The sequence below is a fragment of the Pantoea sp. nfd-35 genome, assembly GCF_056892255.1.
This window is the reverse complement of the sequence record NZ_CP122403.1, coordinates 1,810,428-1,834,525: the sequence shown is the minus strand read 5'-3', so window position 1 is coordinate 1,834,525 and position 24,098 is coordinate 1,810,428. Positions and strand designations below refer to the sequence as shown.

At 52.5% G+C, this 24,098-nt stretch carries 28 protein-coding genes, 1 tRNA gene and 1 pseudogene; 10 read left to right on the top strand and 20 right to left on the bottom strand.

The annotated features are described in order from the left end of the window. Window positions 1-119: 119 nt before the first annotated feature. On the top strand, window positions 120-1,826 hold the full coding sequence (locus P9J57_RS08545; protein ID WP_015700052.1) for a methyl-accepting chemotaxis protein: 1,707 nt from the start codon (window positions 120-122) through the stop codon (window positions 1,824-1,826). Window positions 1,827-1,956: 130 nt separating this feature from the next. Here the strand turns inward: P9J57_RS08545 and dsrB are convergent, their stop codons facing one another. Then, window positions 1,957-2,151, bottom strand: a complete 195-nt coding sequence (dsrB, locus tag P9J57_RS08540; protein ID WP_064352464.1) for a protein DsrB — start codon at window positions 2,149-2,151, stop codon at window positions 1,957-1,959. Window positions 2,152-2,213: 62 nt separating this feature from the next. After that, complete coding sequence (locus tag P9J57_RS08535; RefSeq protein ID WP_014605562.1) at window positions 2,214-2,372, bottom strand: YqaE/Pmp3 family membrane protein; 159 nt, start codon at window positions 2,370-2,372, stop codon at window positions 2,214-2,216. Window positions 2,373-2,681: 309 nt separating this feature from the next. Here P9J57_RS08535 and P9J57_RS08530 point away from each other — a divergent pair, with 309 nt between their 5' ends. The 3 genes from P9J57_RS08530 to P9J57_RS08520 all read left to right on the top strand — a co-directional run bounded on the left by P9J57_RS08530 (window position 2,682) and on the right by P9J57_RS08520 (window position 5,309). Continuing rightward, window positions 2,682-2,906: a DUF2525 domain-containing protein gene (locus P9J57_RS08530; RefSeq protein WP_064352463.1), complete on the top strand. Its 225-nt coding sequence runs from the start codon at window positions 2,682-2,684 to the stop codon at window positions 2,904-2,906. Between the two features lie 353 nt (window positions 2,907-3,259). After that, entirely contained in the window at window positions 3,260-4,048 is a 789-nt protein-coding gene (locus P9J57_RS08525) for a mannosyl-3-phosphoglycerate phosphatase-related protein (protein ID WP_064352462.1), read from the top strand. Window positions 4,049-4,088: 40 nt separating this feature from the next. Next, window positions 4,089-5,309, top strand: a complete 1,221-nt coding sequence (locus tag P9J57_RS08520; RefSeq protein WP_014593955.1) for a glycosyltransferase family protein — start codon at window positions 4,089-4,091, stop codon at window positions 5,307-5,309. A gap of 83 nt (window positions 5,310-5,392) precedes the next feature. Here the strand turns inward: P9J57_RS08520 and P9J57_RS08515 are convergent, their stop codons facing one another. The 5 genes from P9J57_RS08515 to P9J57_RS08495 all read right to left on the bottom strand — a co-directional run bounded on the left by P9J57_RS08515 (window position 5,393) and on the right by P9J57_RS08495 (window position 7,743). Next, window positions 5,393-5,575, bottom strand: a complete 183-nt coding sequence (locus P9J57_RS08515; RefSeq protein WP_019106597.1) for a YodC family protein — start codon at window positions 5,573-5,575, stop codon at window positions 5,393-5,395. Between the two features lie 171 nt (window positions 5,576-5,746). Next, a complete protein-coding gene (locus P9J57_RS08510) occupies window positions 5,747-5,878 on the bottom strand; it encodes a hypothetical protein (protein WP_014605559.1) in 132 nt (43 codons plus the stop codon). Between the two features lie 44 nt (window positions 5,879-5,922). Next, on the bottom strand, window positions 5,923-6,825 hold the full coding sequence (locus P9J57_RS08505; protein ID WP_064352461.1) for a DUF808 family protein: 903 nt from the start codon (window positions 6,823-6,825) through the stop codon (window positions 5,923-5,925). Window positions 6,826-6,922: 97 nt separating this feature from the next. Continuing rightward, window positions 6,923-7,198 carry a hypothetical protein gene (locus P9J57_RS08500; RefSeq protein ID WP_064352460.1) on the bottom strand — a complete coding sequence of 92 codons (276 nt, stop codon included), beginning with the start codon at window positions 7,196-7,198 and terminating at the stop codon, window positions 6,923-6,925. Window positions 7,199-7,263: 65 nt separating this feature from the next. After that, window positions 7,264-7,743: a very short patch repair endonuclease gene (locus tag P9J57_RS08495; protein WP_013026198.1), complete on the bottom strand. Its 480-nt coding sequence runs from the start codon at window positions 7,741-7,743 to the stop codon at window positions 7,264-7,266. 237 nt (window positions 7,744-7,980) lie between these two features. On the opposite strand from P9J57_RS08495, the gene dcm reads away from it, so the two are divergent. Together dcm and P9J57_RS08485 are read left to right on the top strand one after the other, a co-directional pair. Then, window positions 7,981-9,360: a DNA (cytosine-5-)-methyltransferase gene (dcm, locus tag P9J57_RS08490; RefSeq protein ID WP_064352459.1), complete on the top strand. Its 1,380-nt coding sequence runs from the start codon at window positions 7,981-7,983 to the stop codon at window positions 9,358-9,360. Between the two features lie 111 nt (window positions 9,361-9,471). After that, entirely contained in the window at window positions 9,472-11,088 is a 1,617-nt protein-coding gene (locus tag P9J57_RS08485) for a methyl-accepting chemotaxis protein (protein ID WP_013026201.1), read from the top strand. A gap of 78 nt (window positions 11,089-11,166) precedes the next feature. Here the strand turns inward: P9J57_RS08485 and P9J57_RS08480 are convergent, their stop codons facing one another. Both P9J57_RS08480 and P9J57_RS08475 read right to left on the bottom strand, forming a co-directional pair. After that, window positions 11,167-11,421, bottom strand: coding sequence for an Arc family DNA-binding protein (locus tag P9J57_RS08480; RefSeq protein ID WP_013026202.1), 255 nt, complete (start codon window positions 11,419-11,421; stop codon window positions 11,167-11,169). Between the two features lie 73 nt (window positions 11,422-11,494). Next, window positions 11,495-12,199 (bottom strand): phosphohydrolase, encoded by a 705-nt coding sequence (locus P9J57_RS08475; RefSeq protein ID WP_022623305.1) that lies wholly within the window; start codon window positions 12,197-12,199, stop codon window positions 11,495-11,497. A 611-nt stretch (window positions 12,200-12,810) separates the two neighbouring features. Here P9J57_RS08475 and P9J57_RS08470 point away from each other — a divergent pair. The 3 genes from P9J57_RS08470 (at window position 12,811) to P9J57_RS08460 (ending at window position 14,615) form a co-directional block, all read left to right on the top strand. Continuing rightward, on the top strand, window positions 12,811-13,488 hold the full coding sequence (locus P9J57_RS08470; RefSeq protein WP_013026204.1) for an ASCH domain-containing protein: 678 nt from the start codon (window positions 12,811-12,813) through the stop codon (window positions 13,486-13,488). 171 nt (window positions 13,489-13,659) lie between these two features. Next, a complete protein-coding gene (gene mtfA / locus P9J57_RS08465) occupies window positions 13,660-14,427 on the top strand; it encodes a DgsA anti-repressor MtfA (protein ID WP_227022858.1) in 768 nt (255 codons plus the stop codon). 112 nt (window positions 14,428-14,539) lie between these two features. Further along, window positions 14,540-14,615: transfer RNA gene (locus tag P9J57_RS08460), tRNA-Asn, on the top strand. A gap of 72 nt (window positions 14,616-14,687) precedes the next feature. On the opposite strand, the gene P9J57_RS08455 is transcribed toward P9J57_RS08460, so the two are convergent. The 5 genes and pseudogenes from P9J57_RS08455 to hemH form a co-directional block, all read right to left on the bottom strand. Further along, entirely contained in the window at window positions 14,688-15,020 is a 333-nt protein-coding gene (locus P9J57_RS08455) for a type II toxin-antitoxin system PemK/MazF family toxin (protein ID WP_019106594.1), read from the bottom strand. Continuing rightward, window positions 15,021-15,278 (bottom strand): AbrB/MazE/SpoVT family DNA-binding domain-containing protein, encoded by a 258-nt coding sequence (locus P9J57_RS08450; RefSeq protein WP_014605554.1) that lies wholly within the window; start codon window positions 15,276-15,278, stop codon window positions 15,021-15,023. It lies immediately after the preceding gene. 347 nt (window positions 15,279-15,625) lie between these two features. Beyond that, a complete protein-coding gene (gene xreR2, locus P9J57_RS08445) occupies window positions 15,626-15,832 on the bottom strand; it encodes a cell morphology transcriptional regulator XreR2 (RefSeq protein WP_029570199.1) in 207 nt (68 codons plus the stop codon). Further along, window positions 15,829-16,080: pseudogene (locus tag P9J57_RS08440) on the bottom strand (hypothetical protein); the annotation flags it as partial. The pseudogene P9J57_RS08440 and the gene xreR2, both read right to left, overlap by 4 nt. A gap of 251 nt (window positions 16,081-16,331) precedes the next feature. Further along, window positions 16,332-17,294 carry a ferrochelatase gene (gene hemH / locus P9J57_RS08435; RefSeq protein WP_041930826.1) on the bottom strand — a complete coding sequence of 321 codons (963 nt, stop codon included), beginning with the start codon at window positions 17,292-17,294 and terminating at the stop codon, window positions 16,332-16,334. A 733-nt stretch (window positions 17,295-18,027) separates the two neighbouring features. Between hemH and P9J57_RS08430 the strand changes: the two genes are divergently transcribed. Continuing rightward, complete coding sequence (locus P9J57_RS08430; protein ID WP_105079416.1) at window positions 18,028-19,266, top strand: MFS transporter; 1,239 nt, start codon at window positions 18,028-18,030, stop codon at window positions 19,264-19,266. A 291-nt stretch (window positions 19,267-19,557) separates the two neighbouring features. Here P9J57_RS08430 and P9J57_RS08425 read toward each other — a convergent pair whose 3' ends face one another. From P9J57_RS08425 to P9J57_RS08400, 6 genes are all read right to left on the bottom strand, one after another. Next, window positions 19,558-19,983: a pentapeptide repeat-containing protein gene (locus P9J57_RS08425; protein WP_483279470.1), complete on the bottom strand. Its 426-nt coding sequence runs from the start codon at window positions 19,981-19,983 to the stop codon at window positions 19,558-19,560. A gap of 162 nt (window positions 19,984-20,145) precedes the next feature. Next, complete coding sequence (locus P9J57_RS08420; RefSeq protein ID WP_483279469.1) at window positions 20,146-21,156, bottom strand: FecCD family ABC transporter permease; 1,011 nt, start codon at window positions 21,154-21,156, stop codon at window positions 20,146-20,148. Further along, window positions 21,153-22,085, bottom strand: coding sequence for an ABC transporter substrate-binding protein (locus P9J57_RS08415; protein ID WP_423461380.1), 933 nt, complete (start codon window positions 22,083-22,085; stop codon window positions 21,153-21,155). Before P9J57_RS08415 ends, P9J57_RS08420 begins: the two co-directional genes overlap by 4 nt. Before the next feature lie 31 nt (window positions 22,086-22,116). Beyond that, complete coding sequence (locus P9J57_RS08410) at window positions 22,117-22,920, bottom strand: ABC transporter ATP-binding protein (RefSeq protein WP_105082179.1); 804 nt, start codon at window positions 22,918-22,920, stop codon at window positions 22,117-22,119. A gap of 251 nt (window positions 22,921-23,171) precedes the next feature. Continuing rightward, window positions 23,172-23,468: a hypothetical protein gene (locus P9J57_RS08405; protein ID WP_013026217.1), complete on the bottom strand. Its 297-nt coding sequence runs from the start codon at window positions 23,466-23,468 to the stop codon at window positions 23,172-23,174. Between the two features lie 79 nt (window positions 23,469-23,547). Then, window positions 23,548-24,036: an Hsp20 family protein gene (locus tag P9J57_RS08400; RefSeq protein ID WP_014593966.1), complete on the bottom strand. Its 489-nt coding sequence runs from the start codon at window positions 24,034-24,036 to the stop codon at window positions 23,548-23,550. Window positions 24,037-24,098 lie beyond the last annotated feature (62 nt).

The window sequence follows — 24,098 nt, the reverse complement described above, 5'->3', positions numbered from 1 at the left end:
GGCCCAAAAGGCCGGTTTTTTTATGGATTAGCGATCCAGATCTCACTTTCGGGTGTAAACCTTTCTCTTCTTTTGCCGATGTTTTGTTCAACAGAATAACCTCCTAAGAGAGCAAGGAAATGAACACAACGCTGGTTAATGAAGGGCATCCCAAACTTAGTCTTTGGCAAAACATCCGCCTCGTTCCTCTGTTTAGTTTAATATTCGGCGGGATATTGTTTCTGTTCGCACTCTGTATTGCTATCTCAAGCTACTTTCTTATTCTCAGTAATCAGTCCCTTAAAGATGCTACCGATGAGATCCAGGTTAGAAACGGGCTTATCGACAGCTCATCGCACATGCGCTCTGCCCGTTTGAATATCATTCAGGCAGGCGCCGCCGCGCGTATCGGTGAGATGGATGAATTCAACGCCAATCTTGCGGCTACGGCCGATCGTATCAAGCAGGCTGAAGCCGGCCTTAAAATCTATCTGAATCGTAAAAGCAAAACACCAGAAGGCATCAAGCTGGATGAGCAGTTACAGGCGCGTTTCAAAGAGTATGTGACGAAGGGTTTGATGCCGATGATCGAATCGGGTAAACAGGGCAGCTTCGAAAGCATTATTGCTCAGGAAACCGATACGACACGCAAACTGGACAACGCCTATAAAGCCGTTCTGATGGAGGCGATTAAGCTTCGTGATGTTCGCTCCGCTCAGATCAACGATCAGGCGGCAGAGCAGTCACGGATTGGATTTATCGCAATGGGCTCCGCGTTTGTTGCCGCTCTTGTGCTGGTGCTGCTCACCTTTGTGTTTTTACGTCGTGTCGTCATTAACCCACTGCGCAATTCAGTGGCGCACATAGAACGTATTGCTCAAGGGGATTTAACGGCACCCACTGTCCCGCACGGCCGTAACGAAATAGGTCTGTTGCTCGACAACCTGCAACGTATGCAGCAGTCGCTAATCAAAACGGTAGGTACCGTCCGCGAAGGGGCTATCGCCATTTACCAGGGATCAAGTGAGATTTCTGCGGGTAACACCGACCTGTCATCACGTACCGAGCAACAGGCAGCCGCGCTTGAGCAGACTGCGGCCAGCATGGAACAGCTCACCGCGACGGTGAAACAGAACGCAGATAACGCCCATCACGCCAGCCAACTGGCAGCAGATGCGTCCGGCAAGGCGCGCAGCGGCGGCGATATGGTAAGTGGCGTGGTGAAAACCATGAACGATATTTCCGGTAGTTCGAAGAAAATTGCTGAGATCACTAACGTGATCAACAGTATTGCCTTCCAGACGAACATTCTGGCGCTGAATGCCGCCGTCGAGGCTGCCCGCGCGGGCGAACAGGGCCGCGGTTTTGCCGTGGTCGCCAGCGAAGTCCGTAACCTGGCTCAGCGCAGTGCGCAGGCGGCAAAAGAAATTGAATCACTAATTGCTGAATCAGTGAAGTTAGTCAGCAGCGGTTCACATCAGGTAGGTGAGGCCGGGACGACCATGAGCGAAATTGTTGAGGCCGTGCGTCGCGTGACCGATATCATGTCGGAAATTGCCGCCGCGTCCGACGAACAAAGCCGCGGTATCCAGCAGGTCAGCCAGGCCGTTACAGAGATGGATAACGTGACGCAGCAAAACGCCTCACTGGTTGAGGAAGCCTCGGCTGCGGCTGCCTCTCTGGAAGATCAGGCTGGTAAGTTGACCAAGGCGGTGGCGGCTTTCCGTTTGCAGGATACGCCAGCAGCAAAACCTGTTCATCAGTCCGATAGCGCACCTAAGGCGCCTGCGCCTGTCTTGCGCCCCGCTGCCGCCACAAGCGGCAATGAGAACTGGGAAACGTTTTAGCCAAAGCAGACCGGTGAGCCAGCGACGTCGCTGAAGCGCATTGCCTGACGGCGCTGTCAATAACACTCGCCCTCTGAGCCAAACAGGCCAGAGGGCGATTTTGTGATGGTCTGGCAGTTAAATATGAAGGTCAGTCGGCAGGATAAGCCTCGACAAACACACCGTCCTGATGACCGCTCTCGTTAAAGAACCAGATGCCCTGCGGGTAATCTTCCAGGGCCACCAGAAACATGGTGCCTTCACTAAATGGCTCAACAGCCAGGATGGTGCCTGTACGACGGGGCCCACCATCCGTTTTCACACTGACGCGATCGTCTACCTTCATTTACCACTCTCCCGATACATTCCTGTTAACAGTTTAATCGAAGAGCCTGGGTAATGCAGGCGTTAGCGACGCGCGATGACCCACACGGCGTGAATGATGCCTGGAATGTATCCACACAGGGTCAGCAGGATGTTAAGCCAGAATGCTCCCCCAAAACCTACCTGCATAAAAACACCAAGCGGGGGGAGTAAGATTGCGATTAGAATTCGAAGTAAGTCCATAACCATTCCTTTAGGTATTGATAAAAAACCGTTTTGTTATCAAATATAGTCCCTTTTTAGCAGATTACTGAGAAAGTCAGGTAAATCTGAGTAATACGCATTTTCAGTTTCCTGACACTTCACTGCGAGACGTTTAACAGGAACAACAGGTAAACTTTTTTTCGTTGCTTTCCTCCCCAGGAAATACAACACACCCAAAGTAACAAGGATCATTTGCCCGCGCAGCGCGGGCTTTTTTTTTCTGTCCCGCCCTCTCATTTTCCGCTAAATTGTATATTTATTACCCAATCCAGCCGATGGAGGTTTGCGATGTCGCTTCCCCACCCAGCCGAAAAGCATGAGCGGGATAAAGAAATGGACGCCCTGCTGCAGGCTATTGAACCCGGTAGCACCGGTGAACTGCAGGACTACTTTTCCCCACACTCGCAGTCAGTGACGGGGGCGGATGCCTCTCGGCCAGGGCTGTGCCGTGAACCTGCGGAGCAGTGTGAAATGGATATTCATGATTGTCGTTATACAGAGATAAACCGCTAGGCAGCGCAGCCGCACTGAATTCGGCGCAAAAAAATACCCGGCGCGAGCCAGGTAAGCAGTCAATTCGTTACACCAGGGAATTCATATTGCTCGTTCAGAGTACGCTTCCCGTTCGCCAAAACAAGCCTTTCCCGTGCGCGTTTCACTCATTTCGCCCTATCTCAAACTGGCCACTTTCACCCTGAGCCTTGTTATTTCAGCGATATTCGCTGCACGAAATGACGGCATCGCCGATTTTATCCTTCGGGTTTTAGGAATCCTCCTGGTTATAGGGGTTACGGTGCGCAATGCTAAGCCTGCTGTAGACTCAACTACACTAAAACTAATGTCGAACTGGAGTGAAGGAGATCAGGATGCCGAATCTGAATGAATCGCTAATGATAGTGACCGACCTCGATGGATCGCTGCTTGACCACCACGACTATAACTGGGATGCCGCAGCAGACTGGCTTGATACACTCAACGCGCACGCCGTTCCCTTAATTATTTGCTCCAGCAAAACAGCCGCTGAGATTCTGCCACTGCAGCGTAAGCTCGGTATTGCCGGCACCGCCTTTATTGCTGAAAACGGCGCCGTGCTGTACCTCAACGACAGTAAAAGCGTGCGCATTCCGGACGACAAGATGAACTATGCCGCAATCTGCCGGGTGCTGGCAGCGTTACAACAGCAGTTTCGCTTTACCGGCTTCCATGACTTCAGCGATGTCGATGTTTCCGCCATGACCGGCCTGAGTGAAGCGGATGCCGCCCTCGCCCGTCAGCGTGATGCCTCAGAGGTGATTGTCTGGCGGGATACCGATGAGGCCTTTGGCCGCTTTCGCACGGCGCTGGCCGACTATCATCTTTCCCTGACACAGGGCGGCCGCTTCTGGCATGTCATGCCTGCCAGAAGCGGCAAAGGAGAAGCCTTGCGCTGGCTACTGTCTCACACCGACCGGGAAGGCGTTACCACCCTTGGCCTGGGCGATGGCCCGAACGATGCCCCGATGCTGGATGCAGTTGACTATGCCGTGGTGATCAAAGGCTTCAGTAAAACACCGGTGACCTTACAGCGCGCGGAGGATGCCAACGTATTCCGCACGACACATCACGGCCCTGAAGGCTGGCGTGAAGGGCTGGACCATTTTTTGACTCAGCCATGAAAGGCTGTTGTTCCTCTCGCAAAACCATAAGGATGATGCAATGAGTGATTTCTTTCAGAATGGCGTAATTACCAACTTTCATAATCTTACGCACCGCAGCGTTGAGTCGCTGGAAAAAGAAATGGTGCGTTTTGCCCGTAAGCGCAAAATGGGATTGATCCTGCCTTCCCTCTTTTCCGAGCTGGAAGGTCCGGCGTTGACAAAAATTGTTGATGAACTGGCTAAGGTCCCCTATCTGGATGAAATCGTTATCGGGTTAGATCGGGCTGACCGTGACCAGTTTCTGCATGCCCGCGAGTTTTTTTCCCGACTGCCGCAACGGCACCGCATCCTGTGGAATGACGGCCCCAGACTCAAAGCCATTGACGCGGAACTGGATAAAGAGGGGTTGTCGCCCACCCATCCGGGCAAAGGACGCAACGTGTGGTTTTGTACCGGTTATACGCTGGCCTCGGATCGCACCAGCTGTGTTGCACTGCACGACTGCGATATTGTTACCTACGAACGCGGCATGCTGGCACGCCTGCTTTATCCGCTGGCTAACCCCGCTTTTCAGTATGAATTCTGCAAAGGGTTTTACGCACGCGTCGCTGACGGTAAACTCAATGGCCGCGTGGGCCGCCTGCTGGTAGGCCCGCTGCTGCGCTCGTTACAAAAAGTCTATGGCCACTCCGAATACCTCGATTACCTGTCCAGCTTCCGTTACCCGCTCTCGGGCGAGTTTGCGATGCGCACGCACGTGCTCAACGGCATTAAAATCCCCGGCGACTGGGGACTGGAAATTGGCGTGCTCTCTGAAATTTACCGTAACTACACCACGCGCCAGTCGTGTCAGGTGGAGATTGCAGATCACTATGATCACAAGCATCAGCCGCTGGCAGAAGATGATGGCACCGGTGGCCTTAAGCGCATGAGCAACGATATTGTCCAGTCGCTGCTGCGTAAGCTGGCAACCATGGGCGTGCCGCTGACCAGTGACTCATTCCGGGTATTGAAAGCGACCTATTACCGTAATGCGCTGGATATGATGGAAATCTATAACCATGAGGCGGCAATGAACGGCCTGAAATTCGACCAGCATGTTGAAGAAGCGGCCGTCGAAATGTTCACCCAGTCGATTCTGGATGCCGGTCAGTCCTTTATCGAGCGCCCGAACGATAAGCCGTTTATTCCCAGCTGGAGTCGGGTTCAGTCGGCTTTTCCGGATATCCTGCAGCGTATTTATAAAGCGGTAGAAGAAGACAACGACGGCAACGTCTAACGCTGCAGGCATCGCGCCAGTGAGGATGGAGAGTGTGATAAATCCAGTCAGGCCGCCGTCGTTAACGGCCTGACTGACAGAAATCAGGAAGTAAACTGGGGCTGCGATTCGCTGGAATGGCTGAGCTCATCGGTGCGAAAAGCCTCATTCCGGACCGCATAACCATCGTACCATCGACATTCAACCATGCCGCTGGCATGTCCGGTCACCACCATCGTTTGCCCGCCTTCCTTATGCTGTACTTCATCACTGATTGCAAAAACCATGTTGCGCCCTCTTTGAGAAATGACTGTCATTGAAACCATTTCTTTATAGCATGGTAAAAGAGTTGCTGCTGTTAAGACGCGCATAAAAATGGCGAATTCAGAATAACGTAGAGAGATATGTCGAAAACAAATCAGGCGGATAAGAATTATCCGCCTGGGGCGCTGAGTGGATTAGATTTTGCAGCCTTCACAATCGGCATCATCAATCAGGTCTTCTGGCACTTCGCCCGCCTTTTTTTCTGCCTTCGCTTCGGCCTGCTCTAACTGAGCATCAATATCAAATTCAAACATGTCATCGCTCATCGTTTTCTCCCCTGAACGCGTTAAAGAATGCGCTTTTATACCGATTACTCACGCAGTTTGGCAATAAGGTTAACCACTAACAGCACGATCGACCCAATGATAAAACCAATCACCAGGTTTGCGCCGTTGCTCAGCAGGCCAGCAACCAGGCCGCTGAAGGGTGCGATCGCATTTTCAATCAGATGATGCAACGGCGTCAGGCCGTGGACGATAATGCCGCCCCCGACCAGGAACATGGCCAGCGTACCGACAACGGTCAACACTTTCATCAATACGGGAGCAGCGGCCAGTAATACTGCGCCCAGCGCCTGGGCCACGCGTGACGATTTATCACGTAGCCAGAACCCTAAATCATCGATTTTAACGATGCCGGCGACAATGCCGTATACGCCAATCGTGACCAGAATCGCAATACCTGACAGGATCAGCACCTGATTCAGCAAGGGCGCTTCGGAGACGATACCGAGGGTAATGGCCACGATTTCAGCCGACAGAATAAAATCGGTGCGCACTGCGCCTTTGATCTTTTTCTTTTCGAAATCGCGCGGGTCCTGTTTTGACAGCTTATCCAGGCGTTGCTGACGCGCCTCTGGCGAGTTCTGCTGTTTATCATGCTGCAGACTGTGCAGGACCTTTTCCACCCCTTCATAACAGAGGTACGCACCGCCAATCATTAACAGTGGCATGATCAGCCAGGGGGCAAACGTAGAGATAATCAATGCCAGCGGCACGAGTATCAGTTTGTTGAGGAACGAGCCTTTGGCTACGCCCCATACGACCGGCAGTTCGCGATTGGCTTTCACGCCACTCACCTGCTGCGCATTCAGTGACAAATCGTCACCCAGCACGCCTGCCGTCTTCTTCGCGGCGACTTTTCCCATTACCGAGATATCGTCCAGCAGCGTGGCGATATCATCGAGCAACGTTAATAAACTGGTTCCTGCCAAAGTATTTCCCTTATTCGGTCATCAGCAACGGGTTATGTCTGCATCAGCCGCAACGCGTCATCCTCGACGAAGCGCGTGACAGTGCAGCCCGTCGTGCCTATTCCGGTTCGTTATGTTGACAACATGGGCATCGTTCAATTTCTGTCACGGTCATATCAGCGATGCCCTCACAATCCCATTCGACGCGCACCGCTTGTCCTGCAAGTCCATCCATGTGCAGATATTTACTGACCGGGCTTTCCGTCATGCCGGTTATCTCTTCCGTGGCCACCATCGTTTCCCCAGCATAGATTCTGGCGGTCGCTTTGGTATTCACCATGCGCTCATCACGAATCTGATACAGGCGTTTAACCGTCAGTTTTATGCTGCTCATTGCGGGCTCCCGGTCACGGAAAAGCGTCTATCTAACATTTTATGTTACTGATTAGCAAGGTGGGATCATTCATCCTCTCGGTAATGATGAATTCCCTGATGATCGATTTCAGCGCTGTCATTCATCGCCAGCAGCCACTCTTCGAGACGTTCAAGCAGGGCTTCATCGTCCAGTTTGAGTTTACCGCGTAGCGCGCATTCCCAGATAATCAGCACCTTCCAGCCATTCTCCCGCAGCTGCCGGACATAACGCCGATCCCGTTCTACATTACTGTTTATTTTGCCCGTCCAGAACTCGGTGCGCGTGGCGGGGATCTTAAACAAATAACAGTGGTGGCGGTGCCAGAAGCAGCCATGCACAAAGATAATCGCCTGATGCGAGGTCACGACAAAGTCAGGGCGGCCTGGCAGGTTTTTGTCCTGTACCCGATAGCTGAATCCACGATCTTTGAGCAGCAAGGCGATTCGCTGCTCTATGGCAGTGTCCTGTTGACGAATTGCGCGCATATTTTTACTGCGCGTTTCGCTGGAGTGAACGTCGGCCATAGCACCTCCTTAATAGCGACTTATTCAACTTTAGTCGTCGCCCTGAAAAGTGAAAGTCGGCCAGATAAAAGCAGAGAAAATATTTTCACCGCCAGACCGCGCCGTTTAGATCTGACCCGGGCAATTGTGCCTTTTTGACGCTGGCGCACACTGAAACACCATCCTGACCTGCGCCTGCAGATTTCCTCCTCGGGCAAGGAGTGTTAGCATACGCGCTTCACTGTTAAGGATATTTGCATGCACGCTGTCGCAATCGCTGAACCTCTTCTCCCTGCTGCTCTGCATTCCGATGAACTGAACATGTTACAACAGGTGCTGTCGATCTATTCCGTTAAGGACGTTGTCGCACGTTTGCATCAGGCAGGCTTTCCGCACTGGACGCCGCCACTGCTGAACGCTATTCGTCAGGGCAAGCGCGCGTTACCCTCGCTGGCCGCCGCAGAACTGTCGCTGTTGCAGAATTTGTTGCCTGAACGTCCTGCCCATTATGATTCTCCCGATTTCCGCTTTATCGATCTGTTTGCCGGCATCGGCGGTATTCGACGTGGCTTCGAGCGCATCGGCGGTAAATGTGTATTTACCAGTGAGTGGAATAAAGAGGCAATTCGCACCTATCGGGCGAATCACTACAGCGATCCGGCAGAGCACCACTTTAATACGGATATTCGCCAGGTCACGCAGCCAGCCGGCCTTACTGACGAACAGGCGATCTATCAGTCGATTGATGCGGCCATTCCCGACCATCAGGTGCTGCTGGCGGGCTTTCCCTGCCAGCCCTTTTCTCTGGCGGGCGTCAGTAAAAAAAATGCGCTGGGCCGGGCTCATGGCTTTGAATGTCAGGCGCAGGGCACACTGTTTTTTGACGTCGCCCGCATTCTGGCGGCAAAGAAACCGCCATTCTTCGTCCTGGAAAACGTGAAGAATCTCAAGAGCCATGATAAAGGCCGGACGTTTGCGGTGATTATGGAAACCCTGGACGAGCTGGGCTATGACGTGGCGGATGCCCAGGCTGGCGCGCCCGATCCGAAGGTGATTGATGCACGCTTTTTTTTGCCGCAGCATCGTGAACGTATCGTTCTGGTCGGCATCCGGCGGGATATTGCTGGCTCAGCGCAGTTTAGCCTGCGCGACATTCGCCAATTTTTCCCCGCCCAGGTGCCCAGCCTACAGAGCCTGCTGGAGCCGCAGCCCGACGACAAATACATCCTGTCGCCCGTATTGTGGCGTTACCTCTACCAGTACGCTAAGAAGCATAAAGCACGGGGTAACGGGTTCGGCTTTGGCCTGAATGATCCACACAATGTGCATTGCTGCGTGCGCACCCTGTCAGCCCGATACTATAAAGATGGCTCAGAAATTTTAATCGATCGCGGTTGGGATCGGGAAAAAGGGGAAGCCGATTTTCTTGATGCCGCCAATATGGCGCGGCGCCCCCGTCGGTTAACGCCGCGAGAATGCGCGCGACTGATGGGATTTGATAGTGCAGACAGCCATCCCTTCCGCATCCCGGTATCCGATACGCAGGCCTATAAACAGTTTGGCAATTCGGTGGTGGTACCAGTGTTTGCCGCCGTGGCGCAGTTGCTTTCGCCCTATATCCGCCAGTTGAACGCATAATTCCCGCTAAAAGTTGCGCTTAGGCGCAACAATTCCTCTCTTTTCCTGCCGTCCGGCGGGATTGTCACAACGCCGTCATGCAAGCCCAGAATACTGCTGCTTTTTCAATGGATGGGTAGAATGATGTCACCTCTCACTTTGTTGTCGCGGCACGTGCTGAAAAGACGTTCCCGCTTTAGGTTTCCGGCGATCCCCACCTGGTTAACCAGCCTGCGCGGGAACTTTATTTTGTTCGTGGTGCTGTTTTGTTTGCTGCAGTCCATCGGGATTGTTCTGCTGACCGCTCAGGTGAGCCAGAACAAAGTCAACCTCACCCAGGCCAGCGCCATGCGTGACCGGCTGGCCTTGCTGGACCGCGCACGCGTCGAGCTGCTTACGGCCAGTGATAACAGCCACCGCGCCGGGCTGTATTTAATGGAAGATCAGAAAAGTGGATCGGTTGACAGCTGGAAAAGTCTGGCAGAAACAGCCAAATCGTCTTTGCTTCATGCTGAACAGCTTTTTGCTCGCTATCACGCCGCACCCGGCGGCGAACTGCAGCAGGGCTTTACGTTGCTGAAACAGGGACTGGAGGAGCAGCTAAAAGGTCTGGAGGGGAATAACATTGACGCCTTCTTTATGGTACCGATGCAGGCTTACCAGCAGCAGTTCAATAGCGCCTGGTTTAACGAGATTACGCAGACCAATAAACAGCTCACTGCGGTTAACAGCCTGACCCTTCAGACACTCATGGAAAGCCGCAACCTGGCGCTAATGGTGACAGGACTGCTGTTTGTCCTGCTGCTGACCGGCGGCATATTGCTGCTGCGTGGTGTGATCGTCCCCTTACGTCTGGCCAGTCGACAGTTACAGGACATCGCAACCGGTGATTTAATCAACTGCCCGGTTCCACCGCGTTTGCAATCGCTGGAAACGTCCAGACTCTTCAACGCAGTGGCGGAGATGCGCCAGGGGCTGCGCACCATCGTGGCTGAAATTAACACGATTGCGGCAAGCGTGGCCGAAGGTACGCGTGAAATGCAGCATACTAATGAGCAGGTCAGCGAACAGTATCAAGCGCAAAACAGCAGCTTTAGCCATATTTCCCAGCGCCTGCATCGCGTGTCTGAAGAAGTCGAAAACAGCACCCTGTTTTCTCAGCAGGCCTCTGAACAGGCGCATTTCGCCGACGATCTGATGCAGCAATGTACGCTTCAGGTGGATGAGATGGAGGTTCAGATGCGCCATATCGTCGCCTCCTCCGGCGAAATCGCGGGTATCGTTGAGATGCTGGACGGCCTGTCACTGCAAACGCGTTTGCTGGCGCTCAATGCCGCCATCGAATCCGCTCATGCGGGCGTGTATGGACGAAGTTTTGGCGTGGTCGCGAAAGAGATGGGCAACCTGTCAAACAAGAGTGGCGAATCGGCGCAGCAGATCAACGGTCTCGTTAATCATACGCAACTGCACATTTCAGAGGGCTTCAATAAGGTGAAATCGCTTGAGGCGCTGTTTAACCAGATAAGCCAGTCGGTCAGCGCCGTTGTGACACAGTTGCAAGAGCTGCAGGAAAACGCCACCGCACAAAGCCGCCGCGTGACGGGCATTGCTGCAGAAGTGGTGGCGCTGGATAAACAGCTTCAGACGAACGAAAGCCTCACCGCCCGCCAGGGCCGCACGGTCGATACGCTACAGCAGCAGGCCGCGCGCCTGGCCGAAAGCGTGCAGCAGTTCCGTATCACCCTGTAGCCGTTAAGCTTGGGATGTAAAAAAGCCGCCAGTGTTAAAGGCGGCTTTTAATCGTTTTGCGGGGACAAACACCGAATTTTACGATTTCTTTTTCTTGCTCTGCTTCTTCAGCAGCGTGCGCAGCTGCTTGATTTCGCTGGAGCTTAATGCATCCGATGTGTCTTCCTCTGTATTCTGGCTGTCAATGACAGGCTGAGCAGGCGCATTGAGGCTGGACTGAAGCCGTTGCACGATTTCCTGACTCATCGACACCTGATTTTCCAGCGCCAACTGTTTGATGTGTTCTTTCAGTGCAGGATCAATTTTAATCGTTAAATTAACAGTTTCGGTCATTTCATCACTCCTTTATTGTTATTACTGCCACGCTACCGGATGACTGTATCGATTCCTATACTGTCATAAAAATTTAATATTCAGCGTGTATAGGGCTAAAGTCGTGGAGTACTGACTCATCCAGACTGACTAAGTTGCCTTGCAGTTCCGCACACAGCTTGGCCATATAGTGCACCAGAAAGTCCGCATTGTGTTCTGCCAGCCTGCGCCCTGCTTCGGTTTGCATGGTTTCTGGCAACCGCAGTAGCTTGGTCTGAAAGTGATCCAGCGTCCACTTAACATCATTGAGTTCCCGATCTTTACCGAGCGGATCCTCGCTGTTAAACAAGGGGCGATTCATGGAACCTGCCGTATAAAACACCCGCGCCAGACCGATAGCACCGAGCGATTCCAGCCTGTCGGCATCCTGCACAATTTTTGCCTCCAGCGTTTTTGGCGTAATGGCGGCACTGAAGCTGTGCGCCTGAACCGCATGCATGACCTGCTCCATCAATTCCTCAGGAAAATCGATGAAATCCTGTTGTAAAATGCGCTGCGTTTCACTGGCGGCATAGGTGGATGCCTTGTGACGCTCAGGGTGGTTTTTCGGTAAATTCACCACATCGTGAAAATAACACGCGGTCAGGACCACCAGCGGATCGGCTTGGGTGCCGGCCATAATGCGTTGAGCGCTCATCCATACGCGGCGTAAATGTGCGATATCGTGCGCGCCATCATCATGAATCCAGTTGTTTTCAAACCAGGTCTCATAGCGAGCCTGCCAAAGCGTAAGTGACATATTCTCTTTCCTGTTGGGTTGACGTCCGTCCTGACTGACGATGAATTACGCGCTCAGGCCCGACCATCATAGCGAATGGCTAATGACATTTTCTTTACACAGCAGATGAATATCGCCCTTGCCCCAGGATAATTTCGAAAAAAAATGCGACGCTGATCATTTTTATAGCATTTTGCCGTAATTAAAACGTCAGTTTGCTGCTTTTTCAGCCTTGACTGATTTAATTGCGGGCAGGTTAATTAGTTTAATAAATGTAATGATTAATGATAGGCATTTTCTCGGGGAGTAACAAAAAACATGACATAACCTGTTCGCACTTATCATTAAAATCGGCAAAAGTTACACACAGATAAATCTGAAAAGGTTCCTATTTTTGCCGATATAACGTACTGTATTCTCACTATCAGATGTCCCGGAACGCGCATTGACAACAGCATTGTTGATTTTTTATCCGCCCCCGTTTTTCGGGACAAAAATCACCAATGCTCAGATGACTATGAGACGGCAAATTGTTAAGGGTAATGATTTATAGTTTTTATGATATTGCCACCATTTAGATGCCCTTGTTGTTTTAGCAGTAACCGGGTTCTACTAATAAAAAGAGGTAATCCATGAAAGAGCGGCCGATTCTTTTTTCCGAACAGCGGGTTCGTGCCCTGTTAGTTGGCCAACAAACGCAAACCCGGCGCATAATGAAAACGCAGGCTTTTGGCCCGGGGCAGGATCACCACGAAGGGGTTCATGCTTTTGACGTTCAGGCTAACCACCTGCATGGCGATAAAATGATGTCGATGAATGACATTCGCTATCACTGCCCGTACGGTATGCCGGGCGACGTGCTTTGGGTGCGCGAAACCTGGCGTGGGCCGATTGTGCCGCAGGATGCCCTGGCGGATTACGAGCGCGATCCCGTACCGTTCCGCACGCCGGAATTTTGCCAGTACCGTGCTGACAGCAATGAACTGGGTCAGCATACGCTGAGCGGCCCGGATGACGAGCAGTTTGGCTGGCAGACGGCCATTCATATGCCGCGCTGGGCCAGCCGTATCAATCTGCTCATTACCGATGTGCGTGTGGAGCAGATTCAGGATATCAGTGAAGATGACATCATGGCTGAAGGGGTCCAAACCGACTCGCACTTTCTGAATAACTTTTTCACCATGAATGTGAATTCAGAAATGCCAAAAGAAGCCTATCGCAAGGCATGGCAGAAACAGTACGGTGCAACCAGCTGGCAGGTAAACCCGTGGGTGTGGGTCATTGAGTTTGAGCGCGCCGGGCGTGAGTAAATTTAGCCTGCGCTTTGCGGGCTAAATCACAGACAATCTCCTCGCTAACGGGTTGAATATACCGTCTTCATCCCTGAAGCCCGACAATGCCAGCATGACGTTTCGATGCTGGCATTTTCCTGTCTGGTCTCTCAGGATTCTGCGACAGCAGCATTCAGTGCGGAACTTACGATGTTAAAATGGCCATGGAAAACGCATAGCGATACCGCCGTCACCGAATTGCCCTGGCAGGCCGGTCTGGCACAGCCCATCTTTACCCTTCTCACACAGGATGAACAGCAGTCGCTGACAGAACTGGCCCAGCGCTTTCTGCAGCAAAAAAAGCTGGTTCCGCTTGAAGGCTGCCAACTTGATGCGCTGCGTAGCGTGCGTATTGCCCTGCTGTTCTGCTTACCCGTGTTGAAACTGGGTCTCGACTGGCTGGATGGCTTTCATGAAGTGCTCATCTATCCTGAGCCCTTTAATGTGGCGGATGAGTGGCAGGATGAAAACGGCCTTGTGCATCACGCGCCTGCCGTTCATGCGGGCCAGAGCTGGACGCAGGGCCCGGTGATCCTTAACTGGCTGGATATTCAGGATTCCTTTGATCTGTCAGGGTATAACCTGGTCATTCATGAAGTGGCACACAAGCTGGATGCCCGCGGTAGCGGCTACACCAGCGGCGTTCCACTGATTCCTCTGCGTGGCGTCGCCCAGTGGGAAAAAGACCTGCGTGAGGCCATGGCCGAGGTTGAAAATGAGGTTGAGCTGGTCGGGGAACAGGCCGCCAGTATCGATCCTTATGCCGCCAGCGATCCTGCGGAATGCTTCGCGGTGTTATCCGAGTATTTTTTTACCGCACCGGTTCTGTTAGCTGAGCGCTTTCCCGCGATGTATGGTCATCTCCAGCAATTTTACCAGCAGGATCCGTTAAGCAGAATCCAGATGACTGATCGGTGATTTGTTTACTTCGCGAACGCTTTGCATTAAAGCTAGCCAGTTGAATGCTAAACGCTTTTTTACAGTTGACACCTTGAGGCGACCTCGTTACTATTCGCCTCGTTCACACGATTCCTCTGTAGTTCAGTCGGTAGAACGGCGGACTGTTAATCCGTATGTCACTGGTTCGAGTCCAGTCAGAGGAGCCAGATTTAAGAAGCCTGCTTAGGAAACTGAGCAGGTTTTTTGCTTTTCTGCGTTTACCTTTTACATCTAAAATCTCAGCTCAGAATGGCCTCCAGTCTGGCCACCACTTCATTCACAATAACTTCAGGTATTCGTTCAAGATATTTGCCGTTCCGGGCTTCCATATCAATGGTTCTGGGCTGGTCACAACGAATTACCCCCGTTGTTTTCGTTCCTGCGCCATCCAGTGAAACAGTAAACCCCGCTGCGCGGGCAAAGTTTCCGCCGTTGGTCACGGGAACAACCACAGGTAGCCGCGTAAACTGATTAAAGGACGCCGGAGAAACAATCAGTACTGGACGCCTTCCGCTTTGTTCATGCCCGGCATTCGGATCTAGTGAAACGAGCCAGATTTCCCCTCTGTCCATCTACAGGAGCTCCTTGCCCACCGCAGGCGCATCAATCCATTCCCGACCCTCTTCGCTTATTTCAGCGTGCGGATCGCACTGCGCCAGTAGTTCTTCGAGTGAATAGCGGGGACGTTTTTGAGGTTCAATTATGAGGCAGCCACTATCAATAGTCATGCCCACTTCGCTGTCCGTCGACAGCCCCAGCGTTTTCAGCACGGCGGGAGGGACCGCCAGCATGACAGATCCGCCAACCTTTTTCAGACGAGTGGTATACATAGGGCACCTCCAAATATTATATTTTAATATAACATCTGCGGCAGGCGATGCACAATTATTCATCAGATTCATTGTGATTTCCTTAACGTAATAAAGCGTGAAGAAAGCCTTAAACCATCAGAGGACAGATCCGGCAGTTTTCAAAGGCGGCATTGCCGGTAAAACGGCGACCATCCTGATACATCAGGTGCTTCTTTCAGATCATGAAGCACTTCGTGCAGTCAGGAACTTAGTTCGTGGTAAGAAGGCCGATAATAGAAAACTGTTTTTGCGGTTCAAAGGATTATGACGGATCAGATAAACGAAATGCGGCGCAGCTTCCGTATCAGGGCTGCGCCGGAGGAACATCAGCGATAGCGCGAAGGCCAGATTTTTTCAGGCTCGACGTCTAACGTTTCAGCAATCAATCTTTCGCCTTTGGGCCAGCGGCGGGTAAGCGCATTAGCCAGCGTGGAGGACGCTAGCCCTGCCTGACGGGAAACCGCCGCCAGCGACGTTCCCCGTTTTTTCAGGGCCGCAATAATGTCGGCGGGATGCCAGTCCTGTTGTGTCATGCCGTCACCTCGTCGATAAACTTCACGCCGTCAGCTGTGCGGAGCCAGCGCGGGGCTTTCATTTTCGCAGCGAAATAGTTGATCAGTTCATACAGCAGGCAGCTAAGGTGCTTCTCCGTTTCAGAGGCAAATCCCAGCCCCGACAGAGTTTGCGTGATAGCAAGGCAGTAACGACAAAGCTCCGTACATTCAGGCTCGAAACGGGGAGTGGTCGCAGGGAGAGTGTCAACGGTCAGGCTTTCAACCAGTTACAAAAAACCATCGAAGGTTTTGCCACGCGTTATAAAACACTTATACAAAAAATACCGGTAGAAACGTTACGCACTAAACTCAAGTTCTGGTTTGTTATGAACCGTCCAGCACTGCGTTTCCGGTGCGAACCGGCGGCCTGCATCCGGTCAGCATGGCGCGTCTAAAAAACGGGGCCAGAATGCACACATTCTGGCCCCGTCACGGCTGGCGTTATAGCCGGATGGCTGATGTCAGCACGCGCCGGAGGCTATTTCGCGCCCTCTGCCAACTGTCGCAGCATCTCAATATGAACAGGCTTATCGTTGAGCGCAGGGATATAGGTAAAGGACGTTCCCCCTGCATGCATAAAGATTTCTCTGTTCTGCTCGTCCAGTTCTTCCAGCGTTTCCAGGCAGTCTGCCGCAAAACCCGGGCTAATCACCTGCAGGCTTTTTACGCCTTCCGCAGGAAGATTTTTGATGGTTTCATCGGTGTACGGCGTTAACCAGGGCTCTCTGCCAAATCGTGACTGGAAGGTCATCACAATCTTCAACGATGGCATGTTAAGGGCTTCGGTGAGCAATTTGGTGGTTAACGCACAGCGATCCTGGTACTTATCCCCTTCGTTAGAAAACCTGACCGGTATGCCATGGTAGGAGACCAGTAGCGTATCCGGCACGCCATTGGCCTCGAATGATTCCAGCACAGAGGCTTTTAACGCCTCGATGTAGGCAGGATGATCGGCATAATCGTTTATGAAGTTGATCGCCGGCGTGTAACGGTTTTTCATCGTCTGCAGGTGACGGCTGACGCTGTCCCAGACGGAAGAGACGGTGGACGAGGAAAACTGCGGATACAACGGGATGACGATAATTTTATCGACACCTTTAGCCAGCAGTTTGTCAATGGCGCCGCCAATGCTGGGCTCGCCATAGCTCATTCCTAACTCGACAGGCATGCCCGTCAGCGCTTCGAGTGCGCGAGCCTGGCGAACGCTGTAAACCATCAACGGTGAACCTTCGTCCATCCAGATAGAGGAGTACAGTTTGGCCACGCGTTTGGCGCGCAGCGGAATAATCACACCATGCAGGATTGGGCACCACAGGATCCTGGGTAAATCGACCACTCTGTAGTCGTGCAAAAATTTAGATAAAAACGTTTTAACCGCAGCAGTTGTGGGTTCTTTTGGTGTTCCAAGGTTAACAATTAAAACACCCTGTTTATTCGTCATTAGCTGGGACCTCTGAAAACCCATGGAAAAAAAGTGCCTGAACACTGTAGCACACTCAAGGACATCATCACCTCCGTCCTGGCCGCTGGCGTGCGCGGAGGCGAAACGAAAACCGGCTTAACTCAGCCTTCGGATCGGCACCGACCGCTGAGTCAACGTTCAACGCCCTTTGCTGTCTCCGACACGGCCATATGCCCCGGGCTGTCGGTACAGGCCATCAATGAAAACACGCAAGCGCACCTGACAGTTTGCAAAAAAGTAAATCTGGCTCGCCGCGCTTCAATACATTTTCAGGCAGTGAATACCACCACGCGCAGCGACACCGCCTTTTTTAGTTTTTAACTCTGCGTTATCTGAGGAGTCAAAAACAGTGGGTCGTATCTTACCATCGCCCTGCTGGCAAACGACCAATAGCTCTGATAAGTCCTGTCGCCCTCCAGGCCGGTTCGTGCTTTTTATCGCCATAACTGATGACAAGACGATCGGATAATCCCCTGACTATTCAGGGGGAACTATCACATCTTGTCGATATTTCGATTTATCAAAGTGAATATTGAGCATGCTAATATTTAGACGTCTATGCTCGTGCTGCCCGATTCCGCTTATGGCGAGCGAGTCGGATCATACAGCACACTCACTGTGCTTCAGCCAGGACAAAATAAGACCGAATACGGTCATGAATCAGACTGATGCAACCACTTTCGCCAACAGGCGGTTCGGGACAGGAATCATTATGCATAAAGGGGTTTCTACAGGCGAAGACGCGTTGCTGCAACACAGGTCATTTGTGGCCTTCTGGCTGGCCCGTACCTGTTCTTCGTTTGGCTTTCAGATGTTTTCCGTGGCCGTCAGCTGGCAAATCTATGCGATTACCCACAGCGCCATGGCACTGGGCATGATTGGCCTGATGCAGTTTCTGCCTTCGGTGCTGTTAGCCTTGCCCGCAGGGCATCTGGCAGATCAATTCGACCGTCGTCGTATCGTGGTGATTGGGCAACTCATTGAATGGGCCGCCCTGCTCGCCCTGGTGGCGCTGACGCTACTGCACTGGGCAGATAAGATTGAAATTTGGGGGTTGGTCTTCCTGATCGCTTTGGCTAAAGCACTTGAGTGGCCTGCTATTACCTCAATGCTACCTGCGCTGGTCCCGCCATCGATTCTGGCGCGCGCCATGGCGGCCAGCTCCGTCGGCGGTCAGGCCGCGGTGATTGTCGGGCCGACGTTAGGCGGACTGCTTTACGTGGCCGGTCCCGAGGTTGTTTACGGGGTTTCAGCGCTCTTTTATTTGCTGTCGCTAATCTTAGTCAGTCGCCTACGTTACGAACGTCCTCCTCAGGAACGTATGCCGATGACCCTGTCGAACATGTTTATGGGCGTGCGCTTTATTCGCGAACGCAAAGACGTGCTCGGCGTGATATCGCTCGACCTGTTTGCCGTGCTACTGGGCGGTGCTACCGCACTGCTCCCTATCTTCGCCCAGGATATTCTGCACACCGGGCCATGGGGCCTTGGCCTGTTGCGGGGTGCGCCGTCGGTAGGGGCGCTGTTGGTCGGCGTCTGGCTGAGCCGCAACAAGCTGGAAAAGCACGTCGGCATGATTATGTTTGGCTCCGTTGCGGGTTTTGGCCTGGCGACGCTGCTGTTTGCCCTTTCCACCAAACTGTGGCTTTCACTGCTGGCGCTGGCGGCGCTGGGCGGTTTCGATATGGTGAGCATGGTCATTCGCGGCGCACTGGTTCAGCTGGATACACCGGATACGATGCGCGGCCGCGTCAATGCGGTTAACGCCATCTTTATCAATACTTCAAACCAGTTGGGTGAGTTTGAGTCGGGGCTGCTCGCGGCATGGATGGGCGCGGTGCCTGCCGCGGTGATTGGCGGCGTCGGGACGCTGGTAGTGGTCGGGCTCTGGATGACGCTGTTTCCGAATCTGCGCAAAAGGCAGAAGCTTGAGAATGAAACGTTGGGGTGATTGCGATGTTGAAGGCTGCAGCACTGAGAAATGCGCTTATTGATTGGCAAAGCCTGGCTGCAATATTGATTGAATTCTGCAGGCTATATCTCTATAGCCCCACCGCAAGTACGGCTAAAATATTAGCAGATACACTGTGTAGTGACAGATAACAACGAAGTGCGCGAGTATTTTAATTTTACTAAGCAGATGATTAGGTAGATTAAGTGCAGGTATATTCAAAGGATCCAACCACACTAAATAATAAAACCGAGTAAGGCTGATTTCTCTTTCTCGGCTTTATTTGAGAAATCAAATAAACTGAGAAGGTATATACATATTTTCAAACTGGGTTGTTATTGGTAAAATACCACCCTCAAACTTAAGTCCACGAAAGTCACATTTTTTTAATTTCGCATCAGTAAAGGTGCAATTAATATATTTCGTTGCTCTAAACTCAACTCGATCAAAAACAGCACCGGTAAAATCACAGTCTACAAATCTTACGCGACGACCACCGTACTCAATTCCGGAGGATCCAGCCACAAACTTTGCTTTGACAAAATGACTTTCTTCACACACTGCATCATCCATATTGATTACTGATTTACTTTTTGAAAAATTGCATCTTTTTATTTCTGCTTTGCATAAAAGAGCGCTATCTAAACACGCGTTTTCAAAGTCTACATTTGTCAGAATACTATTATTAATACTTCCTGACACTTTCGAATAAGACATATCAGCATTCGTTATCTTTGATTCGAAGAGGTTTACAGCTTTTAATTCATTTAATACCGCAAAGGGGCCAATTGTCACACCTGAGAGAAGAGTGAAATTTTGCTACTTAGTGACAGGCGGTGAGCATCCGTATGTTCCGGGCTGAACTGGCCTCGTTTTGCTTTAGGTATTCGATGCACTGGTCAGCAGCAGAATCACAAAAATCCCCCCGATGCCTGCCGTAATAATCCCGATCGGCAGCTCCTGCGGTGCCAGCAGCGTTCGGCTGATGATATCCCCGCCACAAAGCAAAACCGCGCCGCCCAGGCCACACAGCGGTAACAGCAGACGGTGCTTTACCCCTGTGACCGGTCGACACAGGTGCGGTACCATCAGGCCGACAAAACCAATCACCCCGGTGAGCGCGACCAGCATTGAGGTCGTCAGCGCGCAACAAAGAAAGACTTCAATCCGCAAACGACTGACGTTAATCCCCAGCGACAGCGCCGTTTGTTCGCCCGCCAGCAGACCGTCCAGCGAGCGGTGACGCATCAGAGCAAAGCCACTCAGCAGGACAACACCGGCAAGCGCAACAGGCAGATTCTGCCAGCTGGCCAGCCCCAGGCCACCCAGCGACCAGAACATCACCGAACTGGCCGCTCGCTGATCGCCCGAGAAAATAAAATAGCTGGTGAGCGCGCCAAACAGAAAAGACACAGCCAGCCCACAGATGATCAGGTGTGCTGGGCTGCGCAGTTTTTTGAAGTAGAAAAGCAACATGACCGCAGCGGCAGAACAGAGCCCGCCCGCAAAGGCGGCAACCGGCAAGGTCAGCTCGCCCAACCCGTTACCAAAGCGGGTGATGACCAGCACCGCACCTGCCGAAGCACCGGAAGAGAGACCAAAAAGAAAAGGATCGGCCAGATCGTTGCGGGTGGTGGTTTGCAGCAGCGCTCCCACCATCGCCAGCCCGGCACCGGTCAAGGCTGCAAGCAACGTGCGCGGCAGGCGGAGATCGATCACAATCCGGCTAATCATTTCAGACTGAGGCATGGCGATCAGTTCCAGTGCGCCCAACACCTGCGTCAGGGATAACGCGACCGTACCTTTGGCAACGCTGATTAACATCAGCACTGCCAGCAGAAGGACGCAAAAGCACAAGATGCAAAAAAAACGGTAAGGTGTAGCATTCACGGCGCGGTTCCTGAATACAGGGCGCGCGCCAGTTTCTCCACCGCGGCAATATTAGCCGGGCCTGGCGTCAGCTCAGCATACTGCAGCTTCAGATAACGATGATGTTTGACGGCTGGCGTGAGTTTCATCAGCGGATGACTTTCCAGGAAATGCCGAAGGGCATCCGCCCCGCCGCCGGTTTGATAATCCAGCAAGATAATGAAATCAGGTTCGGTTGCCGCCACACTTTCCCATGACGTGGTGCCCCAACTGATATCCAGCTCCTCCAGCGCATTGGTTGCGCCGGCGGCTTCAATGATGGCGGTTGGCATGGCATATTTTCCGCTGGTAAACGGCTTATCTTCCCCCGAGTCGTAGACAAAGACCTTTAACGGCCGGACCGCGCTGGGCCGTTGAGGAATCATTCTCAGGCGCTCCTTCCAGTGATTAACTAAAGCCTGCGCCTCAGCCTGTTTGCCAAAGATTTTACCTAACGTCAGCTCATCGTGATAAAGCAGATCCATGCTGGCTTTATGCTTGTCTTTTTCGGTAAAAACGCAGCTTTCACTCAGCACCAGCGTCTTGATGCCGTACTGACTTAACGAGGCTGGCGTCACGTCGCCGCCCACCTTCATGCCATAATTCCAGCCGGCAAAAAAGAAGTCAGGATTCACCGCCACCAGCGTTTCCAGAGAGGGATACTTAGGCGCCAGCTCAGGAATGGCCCCCATCGCCTGCTTAAATTCCGGTGTCATCTTGTACCAGCCACTGATGCCCGTCAGCCCGACGATGCGATCCTGCAAATGAAGCGCAAAGGCCATTTCTGACATATTGAGGTCGTTAATGACCGCCCGCTCAGGCGGTGCATTAAAGGTAACCGGCTGACCGCAGCTCTCAATGGTGACCGGGAAATCGGCCGCGAGGGTTTGTCCAACAGGAATGCTCGCCAGCCATGCCGCGCAGCAGAGCCTTAACAACGAATCAGGCACAGTCTGGCACCTCGAAAATGCGTAAATGACTCCCGTTCGCGGGATGCGCTACGGTAAAACTGTTTAAACCGAATACCGGCCGGAGATAGCGGGATGACAGGGCGCGAGCAGGCGCATCACATACTACCTGCTCCCCCTGTGACAGAATCAGCACGCGGTCGGCAAACGTATCTATCAGTGATAAATCGTGCAAGACCGCCACGGCCGTGATGCCTTTGTTTTTGATTAACGTCAGCAGCGCATGTCGTCCAAGGGGATCAAGATGATTGGTCGGTTCATCCAGCAGAATCAGCTGTGGCTTTTGGGCCAGAACGCGCGCCAGGGCCGCTCTTTGCCGTTCACCGCCTGATAACGCATCTAGTGAACGTCGCCGTAACGCCGCCAGCCCTGTTTCCTCTAGCACCTCACTCACAACGCGCTGATTGACAGAATGTGGACAGGCGCGCAGATGAGGAAGACGACCCAGTCCAACGTAATCCTCAACCGACAGCCTCAGGTCAGGCACGTCGTTTTGCGCCATGACGGCGATACATGTGGCTAACTCCTGCCGTGTGTAAGTTTTGATGCAGCGACCGTTTAGCGTTATCTCATCCTTCTGTACCGCCAGCTCACGGCTCATCGCCCGCAGCAATGAGGTTTTGCCGCTGCCGTTCGGCCCAATGATCGCCAGGCGCTCCCCTGTCCCGATGCCGAATGTGATGTCATTGAGCAGGCAGCCGCCATCGGGTTTGTGCAGCGCCCCAATGTTCACCCGCAATATCGATTCACTGGCATGTAATGTCTCTGGCTGCATCATATCACCCCACCTATTTTTGTTACGTTATAACATAACAATGGCAAGGTAGAATAACAAGCGCTCAGGTGACATAAAAAAAGTGCCGACGACGCGGCACTTAAAGACAGGGATAACGAATGACGGAACAGGCTATTTAAATCGGTTTTGCAACAGGCTGGCCGTCATCGCTAACATGCCTGCCCCCAGAGCGCTATGCAGCATCAATGTATTCAACATAACGACTTCCTCGCGTTTACCGCTGTCCTGAGCGGTCACACTGCCTCAGCCAACTTTTCCTCGTTGGCCTCTTTCTCAATCAAGCGCATCAGCAACGATACCCGGCGATCGGTACGCTCTGGGGTATCCGGTGGCAGGTTGTAGCGCAGGGTGTAGAGCTTGCCCTTCTCGTTGTAAAAATCCACCACCAGCACAGGCAGAATTCCGCCTGGCACTTTATTGTAATTCACCGACAAGCGGGTCCTGCCTAGCTGCAGTTTGGCAGCCATGACGGTCTCGCCGACCAGTTTAGGATACAGGCTACGATCTTCGGGCACGCTGATGACTCTCATAACAGCCTCCTGATTCTCCGCTTGATAACATAGTGCGGAGAGCGCTGTTCACGCTCCCCGCTGTCGGGTCAAACTGCCATTAAGCCTGATGTTCAATCGCCTCTGAGGTGCGGTGTTCAATCGGAATGCGGCGAGGTTTCTCGCTTTCTGGCACCTCATGATGCAAACCGACCCGCAGCAGTCCATCCTGAAGCCGTGCGGTGGTGACTTTCATATGTTCAGGCACGCTGTAGCTCAGACGGAAGTCTGAACGACTGATGCCCCGATGCAGCCAGCCGCTGTTCTGGCCTTCTTTGTCCGCCTCTTTATCTGTAACCACCTCTTTCTGGCCGGTAACCGTCAGGCGACCGCCCGCCACCTCGATCTCCAGCTCGTGTTCTTGCCAGCCGGGGACACTGACGGTGAGCTCATAGTGCTCATTATCCGTTTGTCTGAGGTCATAAGAGGGTGAAACCGACACGGGCGCATCACCGGTCAACTGGCTGAAAAGCCGATCGATACGGTTGAACCGGTCTGAGAATGCAGAATCTGCAACAGAAGGAAACAGTGGAAAATTACGTAATGCCATAGTGATAACCTCCTGAATTAATCGTTCATTCAAAAGCTCATCTGAGTGGGGACCCTCCCCGT